At 33.0% G+C, this 25,776-nt stretch carries 21 protein-coding genes; 14 read left to right on the top strand and 7 right to left on the bottom strand.

All coding sequences use genetic code 11. From position 1 onward, the window contains the following. The first annotated feature begins 52 nt into the window (after window positions 1-52). Together AC8GF4_RS04885 and AC8GF4_RS04880 are read left to right on the top strand one after the other, a co-directional pair. Window positions 53-958 (top strand): phospholipase A, encoded by a 906-nt coding sequence (locus AC8GF4_RS04885; RefSeq protein WP_506593091.1) that lies wholly within the window; start codon window positions 53-55, stop codon window positions 956-958. 163 nt (window positions 959-1,121) lie between these two features. Next, complete coding sequence (locus AC8GF4_RS04880) at window positions 1,122-2,324, top strand: hypothetical protein (RefSeq protein ID WP_506593090.1); 1,203 nt, start codon at window positions 1,122-1,124, stop codon at window positions 2,322-2,324. Window positions 2,325-2,382: 58 nt separating this feature from the next. Here AC8GF4_RS04880 and AC8GF4_RS04875 read toward each other — a convergent pair whose 3' ends face one another. After that, window positions 2,383-2,685: a GNAT family N-acetyltransferase gene (locus AC8GF4_RS04875; protein WP_506593089.1), complete on the bottom strand. Its 303-nt coding sequence runs from the start codon at window positions 2,683-2,685 to the stop codon at window positions 2,383-2,385. A gap of 606 nt (window positions 2,686-3,291) precedes the next feature. Here AC8GF4_RS04875 and AC8GF4_RS04870 point away from each other — a divergent pair. Continuing rightward, complete coding sequence (locus AC8GF4_RS04870) at window positions 3,292-3,960, top strand: alpha/beta hydrolase family protein (RefSeq protein WP_506593088.1); 669 nt, start codon at window positions 3,292-3,294, stop codon at window positions 3,958-3,960. Window positions 3,961-4,008: 48 nt separating this feature from the next. Here AC8GF4_RS04870 and AC8GF4_RS04865 read toward each other — a convergent pair whose 3' ends face one another. Both AC8GF4_RS04865 and AC8GF4_RS04860 read right to left on the bottom strand, forming a co-directional pair. Then, the gene (locus AC8GF4_RS04865) at window positions 4,009-4,704 is read right to left on the bottom strand and encodes a hypothetical protein (protein WP_506593087.1); all 696 of its coding nucleotides are present in this window, start codon (window positions 4,702-4,704) and stop codon (window positions 4,009-4,011) included. A gap of 159 nt (window positions 4,705-4,863) precedes the next feature. Continuing rightward, entirely contained in the window at window positions 4,864-5,379 is a 516-nt protein-coding gene (locus AC8GF4_RS04860; protein ID WP_506593086.1) for a DUF2892 domain-containing protein, read from the bottom strand. A gap of 165 nt (window positions 5,380-5,544) precedes the next feature. Between AC8GF4_RS04860 and rpmH the strand changes: the two genes are divergently transcribed. Next, window positions 5,545-5,706 carry a 50S ribosomal protein L34 gene (gene rpmH, locus AC8GF4_RS04855; protein WP_007136275.1) on the top strand — a complete coding sequence of 54 codons (162 nt, stop codon included), beginning with the start codon at window positions 5,545-5,547 and terminating at the stop codon, window positions 5,704-5,706. Between the two features lie 150 nt (window positions 5,707-5,856). Beyond that, on the top strand, window positions 5,857-8,709 hold the full coding sequence (gene carB, locus AC8GF4_RS04850; protein WP_506593085.1) for a carbamoyl-phosphate synthase large subunit: 2,853 nt from the start codon (window positions 5,857-5,859) through the stop codon (window positions 8,707-8,709). Between the two features lie 64 nt (window positions 8,710-8,773). Here the strand turns inward: carB and AC8GF4_RS04845 are convergent, their stop codons facing one another. Then, entirely contained in the window at window positions 8,774-9,382 is a 609-nt protein-coding gene (locus tag AC8GF4_RS04845) for a YkgJ family cysteine cluster protein (protein ID WP_506593084.1), read from the bottom strand. 304 nt (window positions 9,383-9,686) lie between these two features. Between AC8GF4_RS04845 and AC8GF4_RS04840 the strand changes: the two genes are divergently transcribed. From AC8GF4_RS04840 to AC8GF4_RS04820, 5 genes are all read left to right on the top strand, one after another. After that, a complete protein-coding gene (locus tag AC8GF4_RS04840) occupies window positions 9,687-10,223 on the top strand; it encodes a nuclear transport factor 2-like protein (protein ID WP_506593083.1) in 537 nt (178 codons plus the stop codon). 232 nt (window positions 10,224-10,455) lie between these two features. Further along, a complete protein-coding gene (locus tag AC8GF4_RS04835) occupies window positions 10,456-11,481 on the top strand; it encodes a quinone-dependent dihydroorotate dehydrogenase (RefSeq protein WP_506593082.1) in 1,026 nt (341 codons plus the stop codon). A 144-nt stretch (window positions 11,482-11,625) separates the two neighbouring features. Further along, window positions 11,626-12,489 (top strand): hydroxymethylglutaryl-CoA lyase, encoded by an 864-nt coding sequence (locus tag AC8GF4_RS04830; RefSeq protein ID WP_506593081.1) that lies wholly within the window; start codon window positions 11,626-11,628, stop codon window positions 12,487-12,489. 208 nt (window positions 12,490-12,697) lie between these two features. Next, window positions 12,698-13,249 carry a hypothetical protein gene (locus AC8GF4_RS04825; RefSeq protein WP_506593080.1) on the top strand — a complete coding sequence of 184 codons (552 nt, stop codon included), beginning with the start codon at window positions 12,698-12,700 and terminating at the stop codon, window positions 13,247-13,249. Then, window positions 13,246-14,646 carry a DUF5723 family protein gene (locus AC8GF4_RS04820; protein WP_506593079.1) on the top strand — a complete coding sequence of 467 codons (1,401 nt, stop codon included), beginning with the start codon at window positions 13,246-13,248 and terminating at the stop codon, window positions 14,644-14,646. The genes AC8GF4_RS04825 and AC8GF4_RS04820 overlap by 4 nt, the downstream gene beginning before the upstream one ends. Window positions 14,647-14,707: 61 nt before the next feature. Here AC8GF4_RS04820 and AC8GF4_RS04815 read toward each other — a convergent pair whose 3' ends face one another. Next, window positions 14,708-17,245: a cation-translocating P-type ATPase gene (locus tag AC8GF4_RS04815; protein ID WP_506593078.1), complete on the bottom strand. Its 2,538-nt coding sequence runs from the start codon at window positions 17,243-17,245 to the stop codon at window positions 14,708-14,710. Between the two features lie 138 nt (window positions 17,246-17,383). On the opposite strand from AC8GF4_RS04815, the gene guaB reads away from it, so the two are divergent. Both guaB and AC8GF4_RS04805 read left to right on the top strand, forming a co-directional pair. Beyond that, window positions 17,384-18,856 carry an IMP dehydrogenase gene (gene guaB / locus AC8GF4_RS04810; protein ID WP_506593076.1) on the top strand — a complete coding sequence of 491 codons (1,473 nt, stop codon included), beginning with the start codon at window positions 17,384-17,386 and terminating at the stop codon, window positions 18,854-18,856. Between the two features lie 26 nt (window positions 18,857-18,882). Continuing rightward, window positions 18,883-19,281: a hypothetical protein gene (locus AC8GF4_RS04805; RefSeq protein WP_506593075.1), complete on the top strand. Its 399-nt coding sequence runs from the start codon at window positions 18,883-18,885 to the stop codon at window positions 19,279-19,281. Window positions 19,282-19,404: 123 nt separating this feature from the next. Here AC8GF4_RS04805 and AC8GF4_RS04800 read toward each other — a convergent pair whose 3' ends face one another. Next, the gene (locus tag AC8GF4_RS04800) at window positions 19,405-21,645 is read right to left on the bottom strand and encodes a cation:proton antiporter domain-containing protein (protein WP_506593074.1); all 2,241 of its coding nucleotides are present in this window, start codon (window positions 21,643-21,645) and stop codon (window positions 19,405-19,407) included. 147 nt (window positions 21,646-21,792) lie between these two features. Further along, window positions 21,793-23,139: an adenylosuccinate lyase gene (gene purB, locus AC8GF4_RS04795; protein ID WP_506593073.1), complete on the bottom strand. Its 1,347-nt coding sequence runs from the start codon at window positions 23,137-23,139 to the stop codon at window positions 21,793-21,795. Window positions 23,140-23,369: 230 nt separating this feature from the next. Here purB and AC8GF4_RS04790 point away from each other — a divergent pair, with 230 nt between their 5' ends. Continuing rightward, a complete protein-coding gene (locus AC8GF4_RS04790; RefSeq protein WP_506593072.1) occupies window positions 23,370-24,266 on the top strand; it encodes a MerR family transcriptional regulator in 897 nt (298 codons plus the stop codon). A 38-nt stretch (window positions 24,267-24,304) separates the two neighbouring features. Continuing rightward, the gene (gene crtID / locus AC8GF4_RS04785) at window positions 24,305-25,774 is read left to right on the top strand and encodes a bifunctional phytoene desaturase/3,4-desaturase (RefSeq protein ID WP_506593070.1); all 1,470 of its coding nucleotides are present in this window, start codon (window positions 24,305-24,307) and stop codon (window positions 25,772-25,774) included. Window positions 25,775-25,776: the final 2 nt, after the last annotated feature.

Raw genomic sequence — 25,776 nt, 5'->3', positions numbered from 1 at the left:
TGCTAGAATAGGGTGTGTTTATTTTTAGTAATTTCATTGTAAAATTAATTATATGATAAAACAGTTCAATTTCTCGAATTTTTGTGTCTTTTTGGTATTATTGTTTTTTTTAGATACGAACGGTCAGTCTAGTTTGATTTCTAATAAATCAGGGCGTTTTCAAACACTAACTCAAATTTGGGAATTGGATGACGATGCTCAAAATGGTACTTTTTTGCTTTCAAAGTACAAACCAATTTACGTGCTACCTTTTCGGTATTCATCAGATCCAAATGAGCTTCCCTACAATTCTGGGACAGAAGTTACGGTAGATAAATATGTGAAATTAAATAAGGTAGAAACTAAATTTCAATTAAGTTTTAAAGTTAAAATTGCTCAAGATATTTTGTTTGGTAAAGCGGATTTATGGATGGCTTATACACAAAAATCGTATTGGCAAATTTTCAACAAAGAATTTTCAAGACCTTTTCGAGAAACTAATTATGAGCCAGAGCTTATATTGAATGTCCCTGCCAAATTTAATTTTTTGGGTCTTCAGGGTAAAATGTTTGGAATGTCCCTTAACCATCAATCCAATGGAAGGACAGAAACACTATCAAGAAGTTGGAATAGAATAATTGGATTTGTGGCTTTTGAAGATAGAAATTGGAGTTTGATTGTGAGGTCCTGGTATGCCGTTGAAATTCAAGAAAATTCGAACATAAAAGATTTTACAGGAAGAGGAGATGCTACATTTGTATATGTTTTAAACAAAAACATTCTTACAGCTCATGGTCAGCATTCTTTAAGAACAGGTGAACTTAATAATGGAAGTATTCAATTGGATTGGGGATTTCCTATTCAGGGAAATCTTAGAGGACATTTTCAATTTTTTCATGGCTACGGAGATGCTTTAATTGATCATGATTACAAACAGACTATTTTTGGAATTGGAGTTTCTTTTGCTGAGTTACTTTAATAAATGTGCTACAACTTGTTGTTTTTTTAATTTATATGAATAGTATAAGCATAAAATTATCTTTATTTTAAAGTATTGAAAATTTGATGATTAAACCATTGCTGTTTTTTTGTATCTTACCAATACTATTGAAAATTATCAATGTGTAATTAAAACAGAAATCATGAAAAAAAGTATATATTATTTAGCTATAATTTTGTCTAGCCTTGTTGGTTTTACAGGATATTCACAATCCAATGAAGAGCCAGAAGCACTCGGTTTACCTGGTGATGATTTGAATTTATATGCTGTTTTAGATATTTTTCAGAAGTCAACTACTATTGAAAAATTTGAAGAATCGTTAAATGATGATAACGCCAAAATCAATAATCTCGATTTGGATAATGATGGAAAAGTTGATTTTATAAAGGTGAAAACAGAAAAAGAAGGCGACAATTTTATGTTTGTTCTTCAAGTTGAACTCAATAAAAATGATGTACAGGATGTAGCAGTCGTTTTTGTAAACAAAGACAAAAACAAAAATGTTTCTATCCAGATAGTTGGTGACGAAACCTTGTATGGAAAAAATTATGTGGTTGAGCCTCTTGATCAAAAAAACGCAACGTCTACTTTAAATCCAGGATATACAGGTTCGCAAAAAGTGGTGGTTCCTGCAACAGTGAGTGTTGTTGCTAGTCCCGTAGTAGTGTATTTGTATTCACCTGTTTATGTGCCTTATTATCCACCGTATTATTATGGCTTTTACCCGCATTATTTCAGACCTTGGGCGCCATTATTTTTTAATGTGTATTATCACAATCATTACCATTACCACAATCATTATTATAGACCACCTTATTATCATTATCCTCCACGTTATAATAATTATTATTCCAGAAGGAGTACATCTGTTGTTGTGATAAACAATACAAGAAACGGAAATTATAGAAGGACTTATAATGGCAATACTTATAGAAAGCCAAATAATCCAACAACAAGACCATCAACAAGTCCTAATAATCGTCCATCGACTCGTCCAACTACGTCAAATCGTCCAGCTACATCAAATCGTCCAGCTACATCAAATCGTCCAACGACGTCAAATCGTCCAACGACGTCAAATCGTCCAACGACATCAAATCGTCCAACTACGTCAAATCGTCCAACGACTACAACGAATACTCGTCCGTCGACGCGTCCAACTACACCTTCTACTCGGTCAGTATCTCCATCAAATACTCGCCCTGCAACACCAACAACCCGTCCATCGGCACCAGCATCACGCCCTGCGTCAACAACAAGATCGTCAAATCAGGGTTCAAGACCAGCGAATACTCGTGGCGCTACAAATCAATCAAATTCCAGACAGTCATCGAATAGAAATTGATAGAATTGATATTTTGATATAATAGAAAAGAGCCAGTTTGTTTAAACTGGCTCTTTTTTTACAATCGAATTCCTGGAGGTAGTAATTCTTTGTATACTGGATTTTTTTTAAAAAAAATGACTATTTTAGGAAGAATGGGTACTACTTTAAGCTTTCTTTCAATAGCAATTTCCATGATGTTTTTGAGATAGTTTGAAATGAATTCTTCATCTTCAAATAATTCTGGGGTGTTTATTTTTGTTAGAAAAATTTTTTTTTCTTGAAATGAATATTCAATAGTAACCATTCCAGTATCTACTTTTGTTTCAAATTGTCTAGCAAAAGCATTGTCTTTAATCTCTAGTTTTGATAAGGTTTCCATTTTTATATTTATTGCAAGCGTTTAGAAGTATTTTTTTTGATAAAACTTCATAATTTAAATGAGCTTTTTTTAAATCAAAAGAGCTGTTTAGTGGGTGAAAAAAACGTAATAGCCTATTTTTTAAAATATCAATTACAAAGATAATGATTTGATATTCAGTAGTGAGTGTTTTTTAATTTAACTTTTTTAATACTAACTTATACAAGAAAGCTCTTATATGTTTGTCCAATACTATTAAGAATTTTCGTTTTTGGTTAAAAAAGGGTTAAGTTGTCTGTATTTGATTATAAAATAATTAATTTTAGAAAATTGTAGAATGATGAATTCGTAGCTATTCAGCTAACTCTAATTTAACATCTAATTAAAAAAAAACAGACACAAATTTCACTAATTTACACGAAAAAGCAACTCTTGATAATTACACAAATTTTTAAGAACTTTTATTTTCGTGACTCGAGCGAAGCGAACAGGCGAAGCAAATTAAATTTTAAAATTGAATACCATTCGTGCTAATTCGTGAACCCCGAAACTTTCGGGGGTGTCGCTTTTTTATTAATCTGAATAGTTACGTGAATTCTATTTTTGTTTAATTTTTTAAATAGTATTATGAATAAAATTCCGGTTTATTTTATGCCTGGTTTGGCAGCAAGTGTTGCTATTTTTGAAAGAATAAAACTTTCGGAGTTGGAATTTGAAATGTTTTATCTGGAATGGGAGATTCCTTTGGAAAAAGAAAGCTTGAAGGAATATGCCAAACGTATGGTAGAAAAGATCAAGCATGAAAATCCAGTTTTAATTGGTGTTTCTTTTGGTGGGATTTTGGTGCAGGAAATGGCACGTTTTATCACCGTTAAGAAAATTATAATAATATCTAGCGTAAAAAGTAATATTGAGTTTCCTAAAAGAATGGTTGTGGCCAAAAAAACAAAGGCTTACAAATTAATTCCTTTGAGTTTAGTTCAAAACATTGAAAGTCTTGCTAAGTTCTCTTTTGGAAAAAAAGTAAATCAGAGGCTTAAATTATACGAAAAGTTCCTTTCTGTTCGAGACAAACGCTATCTGGATTGGGCAATTGAGCAAGTGATACTGTGGGATCGAATTGTTGTTGATGAAAATGTAATTCATATTCATGGTGATATGGATGATGTTTTTCCGATTAAATACATTCATAATTGTATTCTAGTAGAAGGAGGGACCCACATAATGATACTTAACAAATACAAATGGCTAAATCTGAATTTGCCTCTTATTATTCTAGATAAGTTTGATGTTTAATGAATATAAGAATTCAATGAATAATTAATTTGAAATGATGAAAGCGAATTAATTATTGGTAAAACCTTTGCTTTTGGAAATTGCATTTACCAAATTTTCATTGATGTCTTTACTAAAGTAATTGTAGCTAGTAATAATTGCTTCTTTGATAGGTGTTTTTAGTTTTACTTTGGTTTCAAAATGTTTGATATTGACAACATTTTTGTTTTCATCAATAAATATTGAAGTTGGAAAACCTAAAGTGTGCTTAATTGTAGAAATAATATGTGAGTCTTTTTCGTAATTTTCATTAGCATAGCATACTTTTATGTCATTACTGAATTTGTAGGCAATATTTTTTAAATCGTTTTTTTTATCCCAAAACAGTACAATAAATTGCATGTCATTTCGATGTTCTTTTGCTAAAATGTTTAAAGCAGGAATTTCGCCTTTTGGAATGACAAGCCAAGATGCATAAGTAATGATAAATATAGGTTTGCTTATTCTGTTGGTTTTTACATTTTTTTCTTTGTAAACTTTTAAGTTGAAATCGTCAAATTTTGTTCCAACAAGTTTGTTTTTTACCAAGGAGTCAAAAATATTTTTTCCTTCTGCAATGTTTCTTTTGTCATAAGCATTATTGCTCTCTTTTTTATAAGTATTTATATTATCTTTAATAGCATCAGAAAAGTACGTAATTGTATCTTGACTGTAACTTGATGAAAATATAAAAACAAAAAATAAAGTGAGTAATGTATTATTCATAATGCACTAAATTTAAATAGTTTAGTAAGATATAAATATTTTTTCATAATCAGGCTATAATCCGGATAAAATACTTAAATATCTGTTTAAATGAGTTAAAGTCATAAAAAAACACCTTGGTTGAAAAAGGTGTTTTTTGAAATAAAATTAAATAAAAAATTATATTTTTTTCATCTGTTCTTTCATCATAATGATTTGATCTTTAAGCATGTTTTGCTTGTCTAGTTTTTTGGCTTCGTTCAATAAAGTGGTAGCTTCCAATTTCCTTCTTCTTGTCATAGCCACACCTGCCAAGTTTAATTTGGCTACAGCCAAATCCATATCCATTGACAATCCTAATTCGATAGCTTTCTTGAAATATTTTTCAGCTTGATTGATATTGGTTTGTGAAAGCATGATGCCATGTAGGTAATTAAAATATCCTTGTTGTTTTCTAACCAAAGCCGTTTCAGGGTTTTTGATGTAGGCTAGCCATTTTTTAGCGCCTTCAAAGTCTTGTTTTCTGAGTTTTAAGAAGGCAAGTAAGATAAATTCATTTTTAAAATATAAAAAAACAGGTATTCCCGATACTAATAACAGGAAAATTCCATTACCAATATTACTTTCTGTAAATTGCCAAATGCCAGTAACTATAATAAGTCCAGCGATAATAAGTTTAATATTTTTGTGAAACATAATGTATAAAGATTTAAGATTGCAAAGATAGTAAAAGGAATTAAAAATATTTTTTAAAAACTACTTGCCAGAAAAAAAAGTCTTTGTATATTTGCACTCGGTTTTAGAATAACAGTTATTCAAATCACACAGACATATAATTACTATTTTTAAAGATACAAAGCAATGAGCAAAAGAACGTTTCAACCATCGAAAAGAAAAAGAAGAAATAAGCACGGATTTATGGATAGAATGGCTTCTGCTAATGGAAGAAAAGTTCTAGCGCGTAGAAGAGCTAAAGGAAGACATAAATTGACTGTTTCTTGTGAACCAAGACACAAAAAATAATGTTTGTATAAACATAAATAAGGCGTTACTTTTTTTTAGTATCGCCTTTTTTTATACCCAAGCGGGAATAAAGTTTTAAGGTTGAGATTTGGAGTATTTAACAAACTTCAAAATTTAAGTGATAAAATAATAACTACAATAAGAAATAAAATGCCAAAAGATACATCTATAAAATCGGTTTTAATAATAGGTTCAGGTCCAATAGTAATTGGTCAAGCGTGTGAATTTGATTATGCAGGTTCTCAATCTGCCAGATCTATTCGTGAAGAAGGGATTGAAGTAATTTTGATTAATTCTAATCCTGCAACAATTATGACAGACCCTTCTATGGCTGATCATATTTATTTATTGCCTTTGACTACAAAGTCAATAATTCAAATCCTTAAAGAACATCCGCAAATTGATGCTGTACTGCCAACCATGGGAGGGCAAACGGCGCTGAACTTATGTCTTGAAGCGGATGAAAAGGGTATATGGAATGATTTTGGAGTTAAAATGATTGGTGTTGATGTGAATGCAATCAATATTACAGAAGATAGAGAGCAGTTCAAACAGCTTTTGAAAAAAATTAATGTGCCGTCTGCTCCTGCAGAGATTTGTACCTCTTATCTTAGAGGTAAAGAAATTGCACAAGAATTTGGTTTTCCATTGGTTATTCGTCCTTCTTTTACACTTGGAGGGACTGGTGCAGCAATTGTGTATAAAAAAGAAGATTTTGACGAGCTTTTAACAAGAGGTTTGGAAGCTTCTCCTATTCATGAGGTTTTGATTGACAAAGCTTTAATGGGTTGGAAAGAATATGAGTTGGAATTGTTAAGAGACAAAAATGATAATGTTGTCATTATTTGTTCTATCGAAAACATGGATCCAATGGGGATTCATACTGGAGATTCTATTACTGTTGCACCTGCAATGACATTATCGGATACGACTTTTCAAAGAATGCGTGATTATGCTATCTTGATGATGCGAAGTATTGGTAATTTTGCAGGAGGTTGTAATGTACAGTTTGCTGTTTCGCCAGATGAAAAAGAAGATATTGTAGCTATCGAAATCAACCCTCGTGTATCTCGTTCGTCTGCACTGGCATCAAAAGCAACGGGTTATCCTATTGCAAAAATTGCTTCAAAACTAGCTTTGGGATACAACTTAGATGAATTGCAAAATCAAATTACCAAATCTACTTCGGCTCTTTTCGAACCGACTTTGGATTATGTGATTGTAAAAATTCCACGTTGGAACTTTGATAAATTTGAAGGTGCCGATAGAACTTTGGGACTTCAAATGAAATCGGTAGGAGAGGTTATGGGAATTGGTCGTTCATTCCAAGAAGCGTTACACAAAGCCACTCAATCATTAGAAATAAAAAGAAACGGTCTTGGGGCTGATGGAAGAGGATATAAAAATTACGAGCAAATTATTGAGAAACTAACTTTTGCGAGTTGGGATCGTGTTTTTGTAATTTATGATGCCATTGCAATGGGAATCCCATTGAGTCGTATTCATGAAATTACAAAAATTGATATGTGGTTCTTGAAACAATACGAGGAACTTTATACTTTGGAAAAAGAAATTTCAAATTTTAAAGTAGATACTTTGCCAAGAGAATTGTTGCTGGAAGCCAAGCAAAAAGGTTTTGCCGACAGACAAATTGCTCACATGATGAGTTGTATGGAAAGTCAAGTACATACTTTGCGTTCTACAATGAATATCAATCGTGTATTTAAACTGGTTGATACTTGTGCAGCAGAGTTTAAGGCTAAAACACCTTACTATTACTCTACTTTTGAAGCAGAAATTGAAAAAGCTGACGGAACACGTTACGTTGATAACGAAAGTATTGTAACCGATAAAAAGAAAATAATAGTTCTGGGTTCTGGACCAAATAGAATTGGACAAGGAATCGAATTTGATTATTCTTGTGTGCATGGTGTGCTTGCCGCCAAAGAATGTGGCTACGAAACGATTATGATTAACTGTAATCCAGAAACGGTTTCGACTGATTTTGATACAGCCGATAAATTGTATTTTGAACCTGTTTTTTGGGAACATATTTACGACATCATTCAACATGAAAAACCTGAAGGAGTAATTGTGCAACTTGGAGGGCAAACAGCTCTTAAATTGGCAGAAAAATTATCCAAATACGGAATTAAAATTATAGGAACAAGTTTTGATGCGCTTGATTTAGCCGAAGACAGAGGTCGTTTCTCTGAATTGCTAACCGATTTAAAAATTCCTTTCCCACAATTTGGTATAGCAGAAACTGCTGATGAAGCATCTGCACTAGCGGATACTTTAGATTTTCCATTATTGATTCGTCCTTCTTATGTACTTGGAGGTCAGGGAATGAAAATTGTAATCAATAAGCAGGAGTTAGAAGAGCATGTAATCAATTTGTTGAAAACGATTCCAGGAAATAAATTACTATTAGATCATTACCTAGACGGTGCAATTGAAGCCGAAGCCGATGCAATTTGCGATGGTGAAAATGTATATATCATAGGTATAATGGAGCATATCGAACCTTGTGGAGTACACTCAGGAGATAGTAACGCAACTTTGCCTCCTTTTAACTTAGGAGAATTTGTGATGCAACAAATAAAAGATCATACCAAACGAATTGCATTGGCACTTAAAACAGTTGGTTTAATTAATATTCAATTTGCTATAAAAGACGATACCGTTTACATTATTGAAGCCAATCCAAGAGCTTCTCGTACGGTTCCATTTATTGCAAAAGCATACGGTGAGCCTTATGTAAACTATGCTACAAAAGTAATGCTGGGACACAGTAAAGTAACCGATTTCGATTTTAAACCAAAACTAAAAGGATTTGCAATCAAACAACCTGTTTTTTCTTTCAGCAAGTTTCATAATGTAAATAAAGCATTAGGTCCAGAAATGAAATCGACAGGAGAAAGTATTTTGTTTATTGACGACTTAAAAGACGATCAATTCTATGAATTGTATTCTAGAAGAAAAATGTATTTGAGTAAATAATGCGGTAAAAAAAATGTTTAAAATGTTTAAAAAAAAGCTCCATTTGGAGCTTTTTTTTGTTTTTCTATGCAATATTTTCAAGTCCACCAGGAAAAGGTCTGTAGGCGTAATACTGTAATACTTCTTCAATAGCCATTTTTAAAGCCTCGTTTATAGGAAGAAGCGTTGTAGCCAGTCGGTAATCAATTGGAGTTAGTTGCATGTAATAATCCGAAAAAATGGGCACATAAAGTCCTTTTTTGATAGCTTCTTCGGTGTTGTTGTAGCTTTCTTGTTGGTTTTCTTTTATAATTTTGCAAGTGGCCAATCGTAATTCGCCGTATTTATCTCTACTAGCGGCATATCCAAATAATCTGCAAATTAATCCACGGTATTTATAGTCAGTACATTTTCCGTTTGTGCTGTTTGTAGTTGAAAGAGATAGGTATAGATGACAAAAAGGAGTGGTTTTGGTATTTAATTCTTCCAAAATGACTTCCGCTTTACCATTTAAAAATAAATAAAACGCCCAGGGCAAAAACTCTAATGGTGATGCGTCTATATTTGGCTTTGAGCAACATTGGCCACAACCTGAAATACAGTGTAAATTTGTTTTGGATTTTAGATTGTTAATTTCATTCTCAAGACGGTCAAATAATTCTTCGACCAACTGAACTTTATGTTCTATAGACATTATTTTTTGTCTAATGTACGCTATTAAAAACCGTTAAGCATGTATTATCGTTTTACTTGCAGTTTTTTACTTTTTTTTATTTTTTAAAAGTGTTTGGTGCTAAGAAATGGATTTTTGAATTGTTGTTTTATAGAGAATAGTATTGTTTATAATGCGGTTTTGATATTTATTTTTAGTGTAATAAATTGATAATCAGTTAAATTATTTTATTATTTTTATAAACTTATCTGTTTTTTAATTAAATTTACAAACCCTTTCTAGAAATAGCTTAATCTAATATTTTAATACTTTAAATATTTAAGCTATGAAAAAAACTGTATTTGTAATTTTTTGTTTTTCTCTACTTATAAGTTGTAAAAAAGAAGAATCGCAGATCGGTTCAAATATTGTAGTTACAGATTCTAAAGAAAAACCTGCTGAATTTGCCAATCCTAAATATGCCGAAATTGGTAAAAAAACACTTTTGGATATGGAAAAAGGTGATATGGACAGTTGGATGAATGTCTATGCGGACAATGCGGTTTATGTATGGAATAGCGGAGATAGCTTGGTGGGTAAGCCTGCAATTGCATCGTATTGGAAACAAAGAAGAGTCAACGTTATAGAATCAATTTCTTTTAAAAATGCCATTTGGTTACCTATTATGGTGAATCAGCCTCAAAGTACCGAATCCAAAGGAGTTTGGTTGTTGGCATGGTATAAAACAACCGCAAAATACAGAAACGGAAAAGAAATGACGCAATGGATTCATACCGATTATCATTTTGACTCCAATGATAAAGTAGACAGAGTGATTCAATATATTGATAAAGCTGTTATAAATGCTGCTATGCCTAAGTAATTCCATTACTGAATTCTAAGCAGAAATGATACTTAAATTTAATTGTTAATTGGTTAGTTGGAATAGAAAACGATGCTTTGGTGTCGTTTTTTATTTTTTTTTAATAAAAATGGTTTTACTAATGAAAGTAATGTTTTTGTTAGAAAATTTAACAATTAAAAGGCTTAAAACGCTTTTTTATGCCAAAAAACTAAAAACATTTCTTTACTTTTGTACAATCAATATTTGAACTATGTACAAGATTTTTATTCGTCCTATCCTTTTTTGTTTTGATCCCGAAAAAGTGCATTATTTTACTTTTTCTTTAATACGATTACTTTCAAAAATACCTGGATTTCCTTCCCTTTTTAAATTCCTTTATGAAGTAAACGATAAAAGACTAGAAACTGAAGTTTTTGGTTTAAAGTTTAAAAACCCAGTTGGTTTAGCAGCAGGTTTTGACAAAGATGCTGTTTTGTATAAAGAACTCTCCAATTTTGGTTTTGGTTTTATAGAAATAGGAACTCTTACTCCAAAAGCCCAACCAGGTAATGAAAAAAAACGAATTTTCCGTTTATTGGAAGATACTGCTATAATCAATAGAATGGGTTTTAATAATGGAGGTGTTCTAGAAGCTGTAGAACGATTAAAGAAAAATAATGGAGTTCTTATTGGTGGTAATATCGGGAAAAACAAAGTGACTTTTAACGAAGATGCTGCATTAGATTATGAAATTTGTTTCGATGCTTTATTTGATCATGTGGATTATTTTGTGGTTAATGTGAGCTCTCCCAATACACCCAATCTTCGTGCATTACAAGAAAAAGAACCACTAACTCAGCTTTTGCAGACTTTACAAAATAAAAATTTGGCAAGACCAAAGCAAAAGCCAATTCTACTTAAAATTGCTCCAGATTTGTCAGATGAACAATTACTTGATATAGTTGATATTGTAAAAGAAACCAAAATTGCGGGTGTAATAGCAACAAATACTACTTTGTCTCGAAGTGGCTTGCGTTCTTGGGATCAAACAGAAATGGGAGGTTTGTCTGGTAAACCATTGACATCTCGTTCGACAGAAGTGATACGTTTTTTATCAGAAAAAAGCAACAAGGCGTTTCCGATTATTGGAGTAGGAGGAATACATTCTGCTAAAGATGCTTTAGAAAAATTGGAAGCTGGTGCAAGTCTAGTTCAGCTGTACACTGGTTTTATTTATGAAGGCCCCGCATTGATTAAGAAAATCAATAAAGCAATTTTGTCAAAAAACAAGAAATAGGGATTTTCTTTCTTTGCAACTTAATACCTTTTTTATATATTTGAAACCCACATCAAAAAAGGTTTTTCTTCCGATGAGATGAAAATCTTTCCGATAATTATCGGAATGACAACCAAAATTTAAATACTTTTTCGGAAGAATGTTATGAAGGCAATAAAAATTATAGAATGTCCTAGAGATGCAATGCAAGGCATAAAAGCTTTTATACCAACAGAAAGAAAGGTGGCTTATATTCAATCTTTATTAAGAGTTGGATTTGATTCTATTGATTTTGGAAGTTTTGTATCAGCCAAAGCTATACCGCAAATGCAAGATACTGCTGCCGTTTTGGAACAACTTGATTTGTCCAAAACTACAAGCAAGTTATTAGCAATAATTGCCAATCTTCAAGGAGCTACTTTGGCTTCTCAACATAATGCCATACACTATTTAGGCTTTCCTTTTTCGATTTCCGAGAATTTTCAAATGAGAAATACTCATAAAACGATTGCGGAATCCTTAGTCACTTTGGATGAAATTCTAAATCTTGCCGATAAAACAAACAAAGAAGTAGTAGCCTATCTTTCAATGGGCTTTGGTAATCCGTATGGAGATCCTTGGAATGTTGATATTGTAGCACAATGGACGGAAAAACTATCCAAAATGGGCGTAAAAATTTTATCGCTATCCGATACCGTTGGGAGTTCTACCCCCGAAGTTATCGAATACTTATTTGCTAATTTGATTCCGCAATATCCGAAAATTGAATTTGGGGCTCATCTTCATACTACACCAGACAAATGGTTGGAGAAAATAGATGCTGCTTACAAAGGAGGGTGTCGCCGATTTGATGGTGCAATTCAAGGTTTTGGTGGTTGTCCTATGGCAACCGACAACTTAACAGGTAACATGCCAACAGAAAAATTACTTTCTTATTTTACTGTTCAAAAAGAAAACACCAATTGCAGTCCGATGAGTTTTGAAAGTGCTTACAATGAAGCTTCAAAAATATTTGGGGAGTTTCATTAAAATTTTTTCAAAAGCAATTAAAATTGAGAAAACTCCAATAATTTCAAAATTTTATCGTTTCTTTAAGTATGTTTTGAGAAATGTATATTTGCATTCAACAATTAAATTAGAATGATGATATGAAATCGCCATGAAAATAGTTTTCGCAAAGACCAATGAAGATCTGGCGATAACATATTCCATTAAAAAAAACTAATATTAGCTACATATGAAACAAAGATTTTACAACAGAATTCTTTTAATTACTGCGTTTGTATTATGCTCTTTTTCGTGTAGTAGTGATCTAGACTTTGAGCAAGCAAATGATTTTAGTGCACAGCCCATTTTTACCACTAATCTTGCTTATTTTGATGCGAAAGCTTCCTATTTTGAAAGTGCAGGAGGAGGAGGTGAAATTTACCCATACATTGCCAAAGTTGATTTTTTTGACACTTCTTTTATTAAAGATAATTTGATAAAAACAGATTTGTATTTCAGAATCAAAAATACTATAGCTAGAGGATACATTTATAATGTTACATTTTTAGATATAAATAATGCTCCTATAAAAACTATAAACATACCTGTTGCTGCATATACCGGTACTGAAATTTTGATAGAATATACGGAAATATTTGATGCTACTAGTATTGATATTTTAAAAAATACCAAAAAAATGGTTTTTTCAATTACAATTCTTCCGGGCACTCCTTTAATTGCTTCAAGTCCGGGTAGAATAGAAATGAGTTCCAGTATAACTGCTTATTTCGATGTAAAATGAGAAAAATAATTATCCTATTCTGTTTGACGGTTTCTTTCTATTGTTCTTCCCAAAATAAAGAAGTTCTCTATAATTTCACTCCTCAGCCACAAAGTCTATTGTTGAATCCTGGAGCAGATGTAAAGTACAAATGGTTTTTTGGAGTACCCTTACTATCTGGAATTTCGGCCAATGTTGGTTCGACTGGATTTGATGCTTACAGTCTTTTTGCAAATGACGGTGTTGATTTTTCTACTAAAGTGAAAAATTTAATTGGTTTTACTAGTCGAAAAGACTACATCACCACAAATCAACAATTGGAAGTGTTTACAGCCGGATTTAGGGTAGGAGGTTACGATAGTAAGTCGTATGTATCTTTCGGGATGTATCAAGAATTTGATTCTTTTATTTATTTCCCTACTGATTTAGCGATACTTGCATTATATGGAAACAAAGATTATATTGGAAAGCCTTTTAATTTGGGTGATTTGAGTGTAAAAGCAGAAGTTTTGTCCGTTTTTCACGTTGGATTCAATAAACAAATTAATGAAAAACTAATACTTGGAATTAGAGGAAAAATATACTCTAGTATTTTTAATGCTACTTCAACTCATAATTCGGGTTATTTTGTGACCAAAAATGGAGCCAATTTTATTTATGACCAATCAATAAGTTCAAATTTGGAACTTAATACTTCAGGTGGAGCTAAATATTTGGACAAGGATTATGATGGGGATTTGGCTACTGATTTTAAAAATGATTTACCAAAAAAAGCTTTATTAGGTGGTAATTTAGGTTTAGGATTAGATCTAGGTCTTACTTATTATCCCGAAAAGAATCTTCAGATTACAGCTAGTTTGATAGATATTGGCTACATCAGTCATACCAAAGATGTAGTAAATTATACTCTAAAAGGGAATTATAAATTTGTTGGAGTTTCTGAATTTAACTCAGATGGTACTATTGATGATGCTTACCAAGATTTTAAAGATGCAATTCCTCTGGATACATTATATCATAAATACACCACGCAGCGTCCTTTAAAGTTTTATTCGTCTTTTCAATATTCATTTGAAGAAGAAAGACAAACTGAGTGTAATTGCGAAACTGATGAGGATTCTTGGTATCGAAGTGCCGTTGGAGTCCAACTTTTTGCAATGACTACGCCTAGAGCTCCAATGTTGGCTTTGACTGCTTATTATAGAAGAAGACTGCTTCAAGGGTTACAAATGAAAGCTACTTATACTATCGATTCCTATTCGTTTACCAATGTTGGTTTGGGTTTGACAACCAAAATTGGAGTGTTCAACTTTTATGCAATGGCCGATAATCTACTAGCGTTTAGAGATGTTTCTAAGGCAAATGCCCTCACTTTTCAAATAGGATTTAATATTATTTCTGGAGGAAGCAGGAAATAATTTTTTTATAAAACCATTAACATTAAGCTATATGTACCTTAATGTTAATGGTTTTGAAATTTTATTTCAAGCCTTTAATTCTTTTATATAATTTGTAAAATTCTACCCAAAACACAGCAACAAAGGCCACTAAAATACTCCATGCAATTTGTTGTGGCGTAACAATGTCAAACATAAAAAATGCTCTGAAAACGGGTATAAATACGATAGATGTCGTAATTAAAATGGTCAATCCAATTATGATTCCAACCAAATTGTTTTTGTATTTTAAAGTGGTCAAAACCGAATAATAAAAGGAGCGATTGGCAAGTGTTAAGAAGATATTCGAAGCGATTAATGTTAGAAAAATACAGGTTCTGGTGGTGTTTTCGGTATAGTCTGATTTGATGCAATATTGGTACATAAACAAAAGGCCAAGTGTAATGACTAGTCCTTGTATAATACTAATCGTAATTTCTTTTAAATTGAAAAAAGTATTGGTAAATGGTCTTGGTTTTTGAGTCATCAAATTAGGTTCCATAGGTTCGTTCTCATATATAATGGAGCAAGTTGGTCCCATTATAATTTCCAGAAAGATAATATGCACTGGCGAAAAAATATTGGGATATATCCATCCCAAAACCAAAGGAATAAACACAATCAAAATAATTGGAATATGAATGGATATAATGTATTGAATTGCTTTTTTTAGATTAATATAAATTTTTCTACCCATTGCTATGGCTTCGGTCATTTTGGAGAAATCATCTTCGACCAGGATTAAGTTGGCTGCTTGTTTGGCTATTTCAGTACCTTTTTGACCCATTGCGATTCCGATATGAGCTGATTTTAAAGCTGGGCCGTCATTTACTCCATCGCCCGTCATGGCCACAATCTGGTTGTTTTCTTTTAATGCTTTTATAATTTTCAGTTTGGCTTCGGGGAACATTCTGGTAAAAATGGTGGTTTCCATGACTTTTTTTCTTAGAGTTGCATCATCCATATTCATTAGTTCGTCGCCGTTTAGGATTTTTTCGGGATTTTTAAAACCAATTTGTTGGGCAATGGTGTTGGTAGTCAAAGCATTATCTCCAGTTACAATTTTCACTTGAATTCCCGCATTATAAAAAGATTTAAATACTTCTTTAATATTCGCCTTTGGAGGGTCGTAAAAAGCAATTAAGCCTTTGAAATCAAATGAAAATTCTTGTTGTGTTTTGGGATAATTGGTGCCTGAAAAATGGGCGACACCAACACCAAGAACTCGATATCCTTTTTTGGACATAGTCTGCAATGCGTTCATAATTTGGCCGGTTTGTTTTTCAGTCAAAGATGAACACGCCATTAAAGCTTCGGGAGCACCTTTGGCGGCAATGATTCTATCTCCTTTTTTGTTTTCGAAAATGTGAGTCATCATAGGAGGTTTTCCATTCAAAGGATATTCATGAATCATTTGAAAATTAGGACGTTCATCTGTGATTGCCATTTTCGAATAAGTATCGTGCAAAGCTATTTCCATAGCATCAAACGGAATGGGTTCGCTGGACCACATTGAAAGACATAATAATTCCTGTTCTTCTGTTGTGAATTGGATTTTATTTTTGCCATTGCCATTGCTATAGTCATTGCTATTGTCATTGAAAGAATCATTTTCCAAAAGATACCATTGCGCCAAACTCATTTTGTTTTCGGTGATAGTTCCTGTTTTGTCCGTACAAATAACGGTTGCACTTCCAAGTGTTTCTACAGTCTTGGTTTGTTTGACTAAGACACCTGTTTTCATTAATCGCCAAGCGCCCAAAGCCATAAATGTTGCAAATGCTACTGGAATTTCTTCGGGAATGATGCTCATAGCCAAGGTTAGTGCTTTTAAGAGACTGTCTAAGAGGAATCTAGAATTATAGAAATTGATTCCCCAAACAATTAAAAAAACGACCAAGCCAATAAGGGACATTTTGGTAACAAAATTTCCAATTTGTATTTGTAATGGCGTTTTTTCTTCGGCTATGTTTTCTAGACTTTTTCCGATTTTACCTAATTGTGTTTGGTTTCCTATTGCGGTCACATTGCAAATAGCCAATCCAGAAGTGACTATTGTTCCTTGAAAAATAGTATTGTTCTCTGCTTTTTCATTTTTAAAAACAGACAAGGATTCACCTGTCAGTATTGATTCGTTTACCGAAAAATCATTAGATTTTATAATCACACCATCAGCAGGAATAAAGGTTCCCTCTTCGCATTGCATGTAATCTCCTAAAACAATTTCCTCAGAAGGAATTTCTATGAGTTCTCCCTCCCGAATGACTTTACTTTTGGGTTGTGTCAATTTATGTAAGGCTTCGATGGCGTTCCTGCTTTTGGATTCTTGATAAAGTGAAATTGTTGAAACCAGTAAAATTGCTGCAGCCATAAATATTCCGTTACCAAAATCGGAAGTAATAAAGTAAATACTAGTAGCTGTTAACAATAGTAAAAACATTGGTTCTTTCACCATTTCTATAATGGAGGAAAGCAGGTTGTTTTTCTTTTGGTGCTCGATAGAGTTAAAACCGTTTTTTATTCTGGATTGTTCAACTTCAACTTTGTTTAATCCTGAAATAGAGCCGCTTGTTGGTGTCATAATAGTGAGCTGTAGTTATAAATAAAATAGGAGTTGATTTTATTTTCAACATGCAATTTAAAAATAAATTAGGGGAGTGAGGTGTTTTTTAGCTTAAGATTGTCTATATTTGCACGCAATTCAACTACAAATTGCAACATGAAAGCACATATCTCCAAGATTGTCGGCGAGGGTTTAACCTACGATGATGTATTATTAGTTCCCAATTACTCAAATATTCTTCCGCGCGAAGTGAGTATTCAATCCAAATTTTCAAGAAATATTACTTTAAATGTTCCTATTGTATCTGCTGCTATGGATACAGTAACCGAAAGTGCTATGGCAATTGCTATGGCTCAAGAAGGAGGAATTGGTGTTTTGCATAAAAACATGACCATCGAACAACAAGCAGCCAAAGTGCGTAAAGTAAAACGTGCTGAGTCTGGTATGATTATCGATCCTGTTACTTTATTAATGACCGCTACTGTCGCCGATGCTAAAAATGCCATGAGAGAATATGGTATTGGAGGTATTCCAATTGTGGATGAAAATAGAATTTTAAAAGGAATTGTTACCAATAGAGATTTGCGTTTTGAAAAAAATGGAGCAAGACCTATTGTTGAGGTAATGACAAGCCAAAATCTGGTAACCGTTGCCGAAGGAACTTCATTGGAGCAAGCTGAGGTAGTTTTACAAGGTCATAAAATTGAAAAATTACCTGTAGTAAATGATAAAAACGAGTTGGTTGGTTTAATTACTTTTAGAGATATTACCAAATTGACCCAAAAACCAAATGCCAATAAAGACAAATTTGGGCGTTTGAGAGTAGCGGCTGCTTTGGGTGTTACTGCCGACGCTGTGGATAGAGCAACTGCATTAGTAAAAGCAGGTGTAGATGCCGTAATTATTGACACTGCTCACGGTCATACCAAAGGCGTGGTGGATGTGTTGAAACTGGTAAAAGCGAAATTCCCAAATTTGGATGTAATTGTTGGTAACATAGCTACTCCAGAAGCGGCTATTTATTTGGTAGAAAATGGAGCCGATGGTGTAAAAGTCGGAATCGGGCCTGGTTCTATTTGTACAACCAGAATCGTTGCAGGAGTTGGTTTTCCTCAATTTTCTGCGGTACTTGAAGTAGCAGCTGCTATCAAAGGAACAGGAGTTCCCGTAATTGCAGATGGAGGAATTCGTTACACAGGTGATATTCCAAAAGCGATTGCTGCAGGTGCTGATTGTGTTATGCTAGGTTCATTATTGGCTGGAACAATGGAATCTCCTGGAGAAACTATTATATTCGAAGGAAGAAAATTCAAATCATACAGAGGAATGGGGTCTGTTGAGGCCATGCAAGAAGGGTCGAAAGACCGTTATTTCCAAGATGTTGAAGACGATGTTAAGAAACTGGTTCCAGAAGGAATTGTAGGTCGGGTACCGTATAAAGGAGAGTTGAACGAAAGTATGCAACAATTTATAGGTGGACTTCGTGCCGGAATGGGGTATTGTGGTTCCAAAGATATTGCCACTTTGCAAGATACAGGGCGTTTTGTTCGAATTACTGCAAGTGGAATTAACGAAAGTCATCCTCATAATGTGACTATTACAAAAGAAGCTCCAAATTATTCGAGGTAATTTTTCAATTTTTATTTTATTATTAGATGAATTTAAAATTTAAATTGAAAGAAGTCGTTGAGGTCGAAATGTATTCTGGATTTTATGAAATATTTGTTTTAGGAGGTTTTGATGTTAGAGCAAATCCAGATTTTTTTGTACAAATCCTAAATGTTAAAACAAATGATGTTATTCTTTTAAAGGAGAAATCATTAAAAGCAAGAGATTATAAAAATGGCTCAAGGGCAGTTAAGTTTTTTGGTTTTGAAGTTTCTGAATATGGGAAATATAACATATCGGTTCATAATTATGATGATATAATTGTTAAGTATAATATGCCGATGTTGTTTTCGTTTATTTTTGATTCTTTATTTTTTAGATTGCTAACTTCTAGGCCAGCGCAAAAAACGATTGAATTAGATGAGATAGAAATACTTGTATCTTGATGTAATGTGTTGTTTGTAAAAAAAAAAGGTGTAAGATTTAGTTCTTGCACCTTTTTTATAGTAATTTAAAATCCTCGCTCTCAGCTCCCTCTCCTTTGGAGAGGGTTGGGGTGAGGTTTTTTTTTAATCATGAACCAATTCAGTCAGCAGCTTTTTATCCCCAACAATCCATAGAATGTCGTCTTTTTCTAGAATCACATTCGACTCCGGGTTTAAGGTTCGATTGCCTCTTTTTTCGATACCCACAATCAATCCTTGTGTTTTTTCACGCAATTTAGACTCTTTGATGCTTTTTCCTAAAAAAGTGTGATTTTTTAATTCTATTTGGCGTAAAACAATATCGGGTTCAACGATTTCTGGAGAAATATCCATTTCATGTTGATCCAAATATTTTTTGAATTCCTGGACTTGAGCATCTGTTCCTATTACACATATTTCGTCTCCAGGAAAAATACGTTCGTTCCTATTCGGAATATGTATAGTTATGTCACCCCGTTTTATCGAAACAATATTAATTCCCAAATTCTCTCTTATTTGAAGGTTTTTCAAAAATTCTCCAGCTATATTCGACTCAGAGGCAATGTCAAAGACAGCCATGTGGCCATCCCACGGTGTCAAATCACTTCTGCTTCTTTTGGCTTTGCTTAATTCTCTGTCGTTTAAATTGGCTAGAAAATGATTTTCAATTTTGTGGTATTGAATGTGTAGTTTCTTATGATAAAGCAAATAAATTACAATTGCGATAACTAAGGTGATTAATGCGATTTTTGGAGAGAAAAAGATATTTAATAGCAAACCAATAAAGAAAATAGACAAAAGAATTCGAATGAAAAAAAGCATGGTCAAAGGACCGCGAGATTTTCGATCCAACATTAATTGTTCTACTTCTTCGACAGCTACCCTTCGAAAAGCAAGTGCCCATAAAAAAGGAGAGACCATACCTAGCGTTATTAATGCGCCAGTAGCATTTCCGAAATGGTAGTCGTGAACGATGGGTAGTATAAATTTTGAAGAAAGTAGAATGATTGCAAGTAAAATGACAACCAATATAGTAACTTGAATAATAAAAGCATTGATTACCGTTTGCCATAAACTAACTGTTTTTATGGCTTGTGTGCTAGCAGAATAGCGCTCGATTCTTTTGGTCCATTTTCGAGGCAAGTGATGTGCTAAATATTCGGAAAATGGAAGTGAATATTTGATCATAAAAGGAGTAGTAAAAACAGTTATTGCTGATACTGCTACTACAATTGGATACAAAAATGAACCTGTGGCATTCAAAGTCATTCCTAGTGTTGCAATGATAAAAGAGAATTCCCCAATTTGGGATAAACTCATTCCCGTTCTAATGGAATCTTTTAAAGGTTGGCCGGATAATATGGCTCCAAAAGTAGAACTAATGGATTGCCCAAAAATAGTAACTAAGGAAAGTAGGATTACAGGAATAGCATGTTGATATAAGGCATCAGGATTAATCAACATACCGACTGACACAAAAAACACTGCCCCAAATAAATCTTTTACAGGTTTAACCAAATGTTCAATATGTTCAGCTTGTGTGGTTTCGGCAATAATAGATCCCATGATAAAAGCACCAAGTGCAGGAGAAAATCCAACATTTGATGCCAATATTACCATCATTAAACACAATGCTAATGAAATGATTAGCAGCATTTCATCGGATAATAAATGTTTGGTTTTTTTAAGAACAGTTGGAATAATAAAAATACCTCCTAGAAACCAAATCACAAGGAAAAATGAAAGTTTGAGTACAGATAATAGTAAATCCCCACCAGAAAATTGATTGCTCACTGCTACTGTTGACAGTAATACCATCAATAAAATGGCTAGAATATCTTGAACGATTAGAGAGCCAATTACATTTCCAGCAAATTTTTGAGTTTTTACTCCGAGCTCTTCAAACGATTTTAGAATAATTGTGGTAGAAGAAATGGAAAGAATTACACCTAGAAAGATACTGTCCATTTTTGACCATTGCATCCATTGGCCCACTGCATATCCCAAAATACACATCGATACAATTTGAGTTCCCGCGGTTATCGTAGCAGTTCCTCCAACTTTCATTAATTTTTTGAAACTAAATTCTAGTCCTAAACTGAATAATAAAAAGATCACCCCGATTTCTGCCCAAACTTCTACACTTTTTATTTCTTTGACCGAAGGGAAAAAATCAAAGTGGTTGCCAGCAAGAAAACCGGCTATCAAATAGCCTAAAACCAGAGGTTGTTTGAGTTTTTTAAAGATCAAAACAGCAACAGCAGCGGTCATAAGGATTAATCCCAAATCGCTAATAAGAGGTTCGAGGTGGCTTGCGGTTTCGGATGCTTCGGTTAGTGAACTCATAAAATGGGATTGCTATATGGTTTTTTGAAAAACAATAAGGGCTAATTTACGAAAAAGTAATTCTTAAAGACATCCTTTTGGACTTTTGATGTATAAAAAAAGCTATCCCAACAAGAGATAGCTTTTAATTTTAATAATGTGATTGGATTAAATTCCCAAAAAGTTACTTGGTGTGATTTGCATTAATTCGGCTTTTATTTCATCCGAAACTTCAAGTGTCGCTATAAATCCGTGAATCGCTTTTTTGTCAATAGCTTCATTGGTTCTTGTCAAACCTTTCAGAGCTTCGTATGGATTTGGATAGGCTTCACGTCTTAAGATAGTCTGAATCGCTTCGGCAACAACTGCCCAGTTTTTCTCCAGATCTTCGTGAAACTTAGACTCGTTCAGTAGTAATTTGTTCAAACCTTTCAATGTAGCTTCAAAAGCAATGATAGTATGTCCCATTGGAACTCCAATGTTTCTCAAAACTGTACTGTCTGTTAAATCACGTTGCAATCTTGATAAAGGTAATTTTGCCGATAAATGCTCAAAAATAGCATTCGCTATTCCTAAGTTTCCTTCGGAGTTTTCAAAATCAATAGGGTTTACTTTGTGTGGCATAGCCGATGATCCAATTTCGCCCGCTTTGATTTTTTGCTTGAAATATTCCATAGAAACATACGTCCAAATGTCTCTGTCTAAATCAATGATAATGGTGTTGATTCTTTTTAAAGCATCAAAAAAGGCAGCAAAATGATCGTAATGTTCAATTTGTGTTGTTGGAAACGAATGGTGTAATCCTATATTTTCTTGAACAAATTTGGTTCCAAATTGTTTCCAATCAATTTGCGGATAAGCCACATGATGCGCATTGTAATTTCCGGTAGCTCCTCCAAATTTGGCTGCAAAAGGAATGTTGAATAACAAACGCATTTGCTCTTCAAGTCTTTCTACAAAAACTGCAATTTCTTTGCCTAAACGGGTAGGTGAGGCTGGCTGCCCATGTGTACGAGCGAGCATGGGAACGGCTGCCCATTCTTGACTCAAATCTTTTAATTTGGATGTCAATGTAATTAAAGAAGGCATGTACACTTTTTCAAAAGCATCTTTTGTCGAAAGTGGAATAGCAGTATTGTTGATGTCTTGTGAAGTCAGTCCGAAGTGGATAAATTCTTTATATTCAGACAAACCTAATTTTTCAAATGCATCTTTAATAAAATATTCTACTGCTTTTACATCGTGATTGGTTACTTTTTCGGTTTCTTTTATCCAAAGAGCGTCTTCGGTTGAAAAGTTTTTATAGATATCTCGTAAACTATCAAATAGATTGGTATTTACGTTTTTTAATTGCGGTAATGGTACTTCGCACAAAGCAATGAAATATTCAATTTCAATTAATACGCGGTATTTGATTAAAGCTTCTTCAGAGAAAAAAGGAGCTAAGGATACAGTCTTATTTCTATATCGACCATCAATCGGTGATATAGCATTCAATTCGTTTAGAGTAGTCATCTTATTGTTGTTTTTTCGAAAGGCACAAATATAAAGAGAATTTAGTAATTTGGGCTATGATTTTTAGTGTTTAATGGAGTAATTCGTTCTAAATAGATGTGTTAAACGCCTTTTTTGTATGTAATTTTTTTTACAAATGTAATTGCAGACTAATTTTTGAAATTAAATGTTGATTTTATTTTAACATTATATAAAAAAAAGTATCTTTGTTTAATAAAAATTAGGAATTGATGAACAATGTAAAAAATGTATTCAGCATTAAAGATCTGGAGAATCTTTCTGGAATAAAAGCGCACACCATTCGGATTTGGGAAAAAAGATATAATGTCTTACAGCCAATGCGAACCGATACTAATATACGATTGTATTCTTTGCCTAGTTTGCAAAAACTATTGAATATTACATTGTTGCATGATTATGGCTATAAAATTTCTAAAATTTCTACTTTTCCAGAAGAAAAAATTCCTGAATTAGTTCGGGGTATAATTTCAAATAAAAATTCTAAAAGCCATGCTATTTCAGCTTTTAAAATGGCCATGATGAATTTTGATCAAGAACTTTTTTCTAATACTTATAATTGGTTGCTAGAAGGAAAATCGTTTAAAGAAGTTTTTAATCATATCTTTATTCCATTGATGGAAGAAATTGGTTTATTGTGGCAAACTGATACAATAACTCCTGCACACGAGCATTTTATTAGTAGTTTAATCATAAAAAAAATATTGGTTAATACAGAAAAAATAGAAAGTAATACAGCCTTAAATACAAATAAAGTTTTTGTTCTTTCATTACCTCTTAATGAAATTCATGAATTAGGATTGATGTATTTGCATTATGAAATTATTCTAAAAGGGTTTAAAGTCGTCTATTTGGGTGAAAACATGCCAATAGATAATTTGAAAGAATTAAAAAAGCATTTTCATTCTATTGTATTTGTATCCTATCTCACGATACAGCCGGAAAGAGCTGTGGTTGATGATTTTGTTCAGATAATGAGTAGTGAGCTTTTAGGAGATAATTCAGAAATTTGGTTGATTGGCAGGATGACAGAATTTATAAACCAAAATGTAATTTCCGAAGATGTTAAAGTTTTCAATTCTATTCCTGATTTAATAGAGAATATTTAATTTTTTTTGTTTAATTTATTCATACATTTGCTAAACAAATGAAAAAAACAATCTCTATAATTGGTTCTGGTTTTTCGGCTTTGGCCGCAGCGAGTTATTTGGCCAAAAGCGGTCATGAAGTAACGGTTTTTGAAAAAAATGCTTCTATTGGAGGTCGAGCTCGACAATTAAAAGCCGAAGGTTTTACCTTTGATATGGGACCAAGTTGGTATTGGATGCCCGATGTTTTTGAACGTTTTTTTGCTGATTTTGGTAAAAAAACAACCGATTATTATGAGCTTATTAAATTATCACCAGCCTATCGTGTTTATTATGGAATGGATGATTTTATTGCTATTGCTGATAATTTGCCTCAAATTGTAAAAGATTTTGAAGCAATCGAAAAAGGAAGTGGTCAAGTTTTAAAAGAATTTATGGCTGACGCCAAAAGTAATTATGATATTGCCATCAAAGAATTGGTATATCGTCCAGGTGTTTCTCCCTTGGAATTGATTACGGTTGAAACTGCCAAAAAAGTGGGTCAGTTCTTCAGCAACATCAGTAAAGATGTCCGAAAGAAATTCAAAAACGAGCGTTTAATTCATATTCTTGAATTTCCGGTATTGTTTCTAGGTGCAAAACCTTCGGATACACCTTCTTTTTATAGTTTCATGAATTATGCTGACTTTGGACTTGGGACTTGGCATCCCAAAACAGGAATGTTTGATGTTGTTCTTGCTATGGAAAGTTTAGCAATAGAATTGGGTGTAACTTTTGTAACCAATGCAAATGTTGAAAAAATCAATGTCGAAAATAAAAAAGCGTGCTCGATTGTTGTCAATGGCAAAACAATAGCGTCAGATATTATTTTGAGTGGAGCCGATTATCACCATACAGAAACACTATTGGATAAAGAGTTTCGCGCGTACTCCGAAGACTATTGGGATAGTCGCGTTTTCGCACCATCTTCTTTATTGTTTTATGTAGGATTCAACAAAAAAATTAAAAATTGTTCTCATCACGCTTTGTTTTTTGATGTTGATTTTGAACAACACGCCAAAGATATTTATGACGAACCGCAATGGCCTTCTGAACCACTATTTTATGCCAATTTTCCATCACTAACAGATAAAACTGCTGCTCCAGAAGGTATGGAATCTGGTTTTTTCTTAGTGCCTTTGGCTCCTGGAATTGTTGATACAGAGGATTTAAGAAATGAGTATTTTGATAAAATTATAGAACGTTTCGAGCTGTTAACACAACAAGAGATTAAAAATAGTATTATATTTAAACAATCTTTTTGCAAAAATGATTTTGTATCTGAGTACAATTCATATAAAGGAAATGCATATGGAATGGCAAATACACTATTGCAAACGGCATTTTTAAGGCCAAAATTAAAAAGCAAAAAAGTACAGCATTTATATTTTACAGGACAATTAACCGTTCCTGGGCCAGGCGTTCCTCCTGCATTAATTTCAGGAAAATTAGTTTCAGAATTAATAAATAAGCAATTTTCAAATCAGTAGTT

It is taken from the genome of Flavobacterium rarum (SeqCode) (assembly GCF_965234445.1).
Classification (GTDB): domain Bacteria; phylum Bacteroidota; class Bacteroidia; order Flavobacteriales; family Flavobacteriaceae; genus Flavobacterium; species Flavobacterium rarum.
The sequence above is the reverse complement of the archived record's forward strand: the minus strand, read 5'-3'. Positions and strand labels throughout refer to the sequence as shown.